General features: G+C 70.3%; 5 protein-coding genes. 2 read left to right on the top strand and 3 right to left on the bottom strand.

The annotated features are described in order from the left end of the window. Positions 1-183 precede the first annotated feature (183 nt). Positions 184-1,107: a nucleoside-binding protein gene (locus DK254_RS22020; RefSeq protein WP_109935472.1), complete on the bottom strand. Its 924-nt coding sequence runs from the start codon at positions 1,105-1,107 to the stop codon at positions 184-186. 236 nt (positions 1,108-1,343) lie between these two features. On the opposite strand from DK254_RS22020, the gene arfB reads away from it, so the two are divergent. Further along, entirely contained in the window at positions 1,344-1,757 is a 414-nt protein-coding gene (gene arfB, locus DK254_RS22015) for an alternative ribosome rescue aminoacyl-tRNA hydrolase ArfB (protein ID WP_089393575.1), read from the top strand. A 55-nt stretch (positions 1,758-1,812) separates the two neighbouring features. Here arfB and DK254_RS22010 read toward each other — a convergent pair whose 3' ends face one another. Continuing rightward, positions 1,813-2,982 carry an NAD(P)/FAD-dependent oxidoreductase gene (locus tag DK254_RS22010; protein WP_109935471.1) on the bottom strand — a complete coding sequence of 390 codons (1,170 nt, stop codon included), beginning with the start codon at positions 2,980-2,982 and terminating at the stop codon, positions 1,813-1,815. 71 nt (positions 2,983-3,053) lie between these two features. Continuing rightward, a complete protein-coding gene (locus DK254_RS22005; protein WP_109935470.1) occupies positions 3,054-4,124 on the bottom strand; it encodes an AbrB family transcriptional regulator in 1,071 nt (356 codons plus the stop codon). 109 nt (positions 4,125-4,233) lie between these two features. On the opposite strand from DK254_RS22005, the gene DK254_RS22000 reads away from it, so the two are divergent. Continuing rightward, positions 4,234-5,036 (top strand): LysR family transcriptional regulator (locus DK254_RS22000; RefSeq protein WP_109935812.1); only part of this gene is annotated, 803 nt, incomplete at its 3' end.

Raw genomic sequence — 5,036 nt, 5'->3', positions numbered from 1 at the left:
ACGCCGGTGCCTGACGGCCGCGGCGGATAACGCCGTAGGCGTTATGCGCCCTACGGGTTGGAAAGAGGCGGCGCAGCCTGCAAGACAGTTGCTCCTACAGTTCCAGGGAGGCACGGTTTGTAGGAGCGGACTCCGTCCGCGATCACCCCGCCAACCGCTCAGGGCCAACCGGCGGCACGAACCTCAGAAACTGAACTCCAGGTTCACCGTCGGCGTCGAGGTGCGGCTGCCGGTGCCGCCGTCCACGCCGAACTTGTTGTGCCAGTACTCGTAGCCCACGCCGAGCCAGAGGTTCGGCTGGCGCCTGGCGCCGGGCAGGGCCGCCACCATCAGCGAGGTGCGTACCAGCGTCTCGGGGGCGGTGTCCTTGTCGTTGTAGTCCTCGCCCTTCTCGCCGACGTGGTTGAGGAAGCCCTGGAACTTGGCCATGCGCTCGCCCAGCTGGAAGGGTTTCAGCCAGGTCAGGTTGACCATGTAGGTGCCGTCGAAGGTGTGGTCCGGGTGGCGCGCGCCGGGCACGCCGAAGTGGTTCTTCTCGCGGTAGTACATCAGGCTCAGGTCGAGCACCCCGGCGCCGTTGAATTTCACCGTGGGGCCGATCACCAGGGCGCGCTTCTTCGCCGAGGCCAGGTTGTTGTTGCGGCTGGCGTCGAAGCCGAGGGTCAGCGCGTGGTCCTTCACCAGGCCCTTGCCCAGCGGCACGTCGAACACCCGCGAGGCGTACAACTGGTGGCGGTACACCGCGTAGACCTCGCTGCCGCCGTGGTCGGTGCCCTTGCGCGGGTCGCGGCTGTCGGAGAGGAACACGTCCAGGTGGAAGAAGTTGCTGCCGTAGCGGTAGCCGTCGGCGTGGCTGAAGCTGTAGATGCGCTTGGCGAACTTGTCCGGGTTGTTCGGGTTGGTGAACTGCTGGCCGTAGCGGAAGCCCAGCGTGTTGCTGGTCCACTCGAAGAAGCGGTCATCGTCGGCGACGGCCGCGTCCAGGGGGAGGCCGGCCAGCAGCGCGGCGCTCAGGGCGATACGGCTGCCGCTGCTCAGGCGGCGGGACGTACGCGGGTGTTGGCGGACGGCGCTGGGCGCCGGCACGGATGGAACCGGGCGGAACATGCTGCACCTCGATCTTGTTGTTGTTATGGGGCCGGCTGCCGCGTGACTGCCCGCGGCCGGACAGGGACGGTTCTAAAGGTCTGTTGGATTCATTGCAAGAGATTTTTGTATACAAAAGTGTATTCAAAAATTGATCCGCGAGTCAGGAATCGGCCTTGCGCCGCGCTGGTCCGCATTCTGTGCCGGCTCGGGATTGCGCGTTATGCTGTGCGCTCAGTCCGTCCGAATCCCCCGCCATGCTCGTCATCTCCAACACCGTGCAGCTGCCCGACGCCGAAATCGAGCTGAGCGCCATCCGCGCCCAGGGCGCCGGCGGGCAGAACGTCAACAAGGTGTCCAGCGCGGTGCACCTGCGCTTCGACATCCGCGCCTCGTCGTTGCCGGATTTCTACAAGGAACGCCTGCTGGCGCTGAGCGACCAGCGCATCAGCGGCGACGGCGTGGTGGTGATCAAGGCCCAGCAGTACCGCACCCAGGAACAGAACCGCGAGGACGCGCTGGAGCGCCTGGCCGAGCTGATCCGCTCGGTGGCCAAGGTGCAGAAGAAGCGCAAGCCGACGCGCCCGACTCTCGGCTCCAAGACCCGCCGCCTGGAAGGCAAGAGCAAGCGCGGGGCGATCAAGGCCGGGCGGGGCAAGGTGGATTACTGAAGGGGCCACCGCGCTTCGTAGGCGCGAGCTTGTTCGCGAACGGACTATGGGCGGTCTAGCGCGAATCTTCCACCGCGGCGGCCCAGGCCCGCAGGGCGTCGCGGGCGGCGAGGGCGATCTGTTCGTCGCTGCGCCCGGCGAACTGGCGTTCCACCGCGTCGGCGGCGATCAGCCCGGCGACCGTCGGCGTGCCCACGGCATCGGTGAGGTCCAGCCATTCGCCCCAGCTCGCCGGGCTGTCGTACCAGCGCAGGTAGCCCGAGGGCGAACGCGGCCACCAGCGCCGTTCGAACTGCAGCACCACCTTCTCCAGGCGGCCCATGCCCAGGTGGGCCAGGGCGTCCTGCTGCGCCGCCGGCAGCGCCGGGGCGAAACGCAGCGTCTTGAGCACGCCCAGCGGCACGCTGCAGATGCAGAAGTCGCCCCGCTCGTCGTTCACCCGGACCTGCTCGCCCGACCAGTCGATGTGCGTCACCGGCTGGCCCAGGCGGATGTCCAGGCCCCGGGCCAGGTGCTCGATGAGCTGGCCGTAGCCGCCGGGCAGGAAGCGGTCGCCATTGCCCACGCCATCCTCGTCCAGGGCGTCTGCCGACAGTTGCGCCAGCGGCAGGCAGGCTTCGAGGATCAGGTTGGCGTCGATGGCGAAGCGTGTGGCACGGGCCTGCGCGCTATCCAGGCCGGCCAGGTAGCGCTCGATGCCCTCGGCCAGCGGCAGTTGCCGGTCCAGCCCGCTGCGCAGGGCCTGCCAGGCCGCGTCTATGTCCGGCAGCGGGCCATCGCTGGCGGCGGCCAGCGGCTTGGCGAAGTCGGTTTCCACCAGTCTCAGCCCCAGGCGCAGGGCTTCGCCGGCCAGGGCATTGTCGGCGAACTGCTGCAGCCAGGCGGCGCCGACGTCCAGGGTCACCGCGCCCAGGCGGAGGCTGTGGGTGCGCCCGCCGATGCGCTCGCGGGCTTCCAGCACCACGCAGTCGACGCCTTGCCCGCGCAGGCGCCGCGCGGCGGCCAGGCCGGCGCATCCGGCGCCGATGACGATCACCCGGCGGGCACCCGCGCCCAGGGCCAGTTCGGCGGCGCGCAGGCCATCGTCCCAGGCGCCGTGGGTCATGGCTGGCGCCCGCTGGTTGCAGGCTTCGCCGGCGAGCACCAGGCGCCCGCCCAGGCAGGCGCCGAGGCTGAAGGGGTCGTCGCTCCAGTGGGTGACGTGCCAGGCGGTGGGCTGGTGCATGGGGCTGTCCTTGGCCGATGGAAAGCCTCCGATCCTGAACCCCCTTCGCCATGCGCACAAGGCGCCGGGCCTCAGGCGTGGCTCAGGCGGATCACCAGGCGGGCGATGGAGACGCCGCTGAACAGCACCACGAACAGCCGCAGGGTCTGCATGGCCAGCACCAGGCCGACGTCGGAGTGGGTGTCCACCGCGATGATCGCCATGGCGTCCAGGCCGCCGGGGCTGGTGGCCAGGTAGAGGGACAGGAAGTCCATGCCGGTGATGGCCGCCAGGGCCCAGGCGAAGAGCGCGCAGCTGAGGATCAGGGCGATGGCGCTGACCAGCATGGCCGGCAGGTGGCGTCCGACGTAGGCCAGGCTGGCGCGGTCGAAGCGCAGGCCGATGTAGCAGCCGATCACCCCGTAGGCCAGCACCAGCAGCCAGTGCGGCAGGGTGATCTGCAGCAGCCCGCCCAGCTGCAGCGCCGCGCCGGCCACCAGCGGCACCAGCAGCGGGCCGGCCGGCAGGCGCGCGCCCAGGCTGACGCCGACGAAGATCAGCAGCAGGCAGTTGACCAGGCCGGGCAGGTGGCCGGCGTCGTCCAGCGGCGTGCTGTGGGCCGCCGAGGCGCCACCCTCGATGCCCAGCAGGCGGCCGACCAGGGCGCCGGCCATGACCACGCAGACCACCCGCACGTACTGCATGGTGGCCACCACCCGCGGGTCGGCGCCGTGGGACTCGGCCATCGCCACCATGGCCGCCGCGCCGCCCGGCGCGGTGCCCCAGGCGGCGGTGCTGCCGGGGATGCCGCCGAAACGCACCATGGCGTAGCTGACCACGGCGCTGAGCAGCAGGGTGAGCAGGGTGGCGCAGAGCATCAGCGGCCAGGACGCGGCCATGGCCTGCAGCACCGACCAGTTGATGGCGTGGGCCACCAGCAGGCCGATGCAGCCCTGGCTGAGGCGGAAGGCCTGGCGCGGCAGGCGGATGCCGGCGCCGCCGACGCCGAAGGCGATGGCCACCAGCATGGGGCCGAGGAAGAGCGCGGCGGGGATGCCCAGCCAGGCGAGCAGTTGCCCGGCGCCGCCGGCCGCCAGGATCAGGGCCGGCCATTGCAGGCTGGCGGGGATACGGCTGAGGCGCTGGGCTGGACGGCTGGACACGCAAGGACTCCGGACTGCGGACAACGCGGAAAATTATCGATAGCGCGATCCATCAAGTCCATTTTCTAATAGTCATGAATTCATTCCTGAAATTTATCGGATGACCGCCATGGACCTGCGCGATCTCGCCTACTTCGAAACCATCGCCGAGCTCGGCCACCTGGGCCGCGCGGCGGAGCGCCTGGGGCGCAGCCAGCCGGCGCTGACCAAGAGCATCCAGCGCCTGGAGCAGTCCCTGGGCACCAGCCTGTTCCAGCGCGAGGGCCGGCGCATCCGCCTGACCCCTGCCGGCGAGCTGATGCTGCGGCGCGCCCGCCAGCTGCGTCAGGACATCGAGGAGACGCGCCGCGAGGTGCGCGACTTCGCCAGCGGCCTGGTGGGCAACATCCGCCTGGGCTGTGCCGCGACCATGGCCGAGTACCTGCTGCCGCCGCTGGTGGAGGAACTGCTGCAGCGCGCCCCGGAGGTGACCATCAGCCTGTCCCTGGGCCAGGACGACGTGTTGCGCGAGGCCCTGCGCAGCGGGCGCCTGGACATGGCGATCTGCTCGCGCATCCTCGACGACCCGCACCTGGCCAGCGAGCCGCTGCTGCAGGACCAGGTGGTGGTGGTGGCCAGCCGCGAGCACCCGCTGTTCGACGGCCCGGTGGCCATCGCCGACCTGTGCCGCTACCGCTGGGTGCTGCCGGCGCCCGGGGTGTCGTCGCGGCGCTGGATGGACGCCACCTTCCAGGCCCACGGCCTGCCGCCGCCGCAGGTGCAGATCGAGACCAACGCCATCCCCATGCTGCCCAACCTGATCGCCCGCACCCGCCTGCTCAGCTTCGTCGCCCGCGAAACGCTGGACGGCGGCCTGCATGGGATGGGCCAGTTGCGTGAGGTGAGGCTGGCGGAAACCACCCTGACGCGCAC

Source organism: Pseudomonas sp. RW407, from assembly GCF_003176655.1.
GTDB lineage: Bacteria > Pseudomonadota > Gammaproteobacteria > Pseudomonadales > Pseudomonadaceae > Pseudomonas > Pseudomonas delhiensis.
The sequence above is the reverse complement of the archived record's forward strand: the minus strand, read 5'-3'. Positions and strand labels throughout refer to the sequence as shown.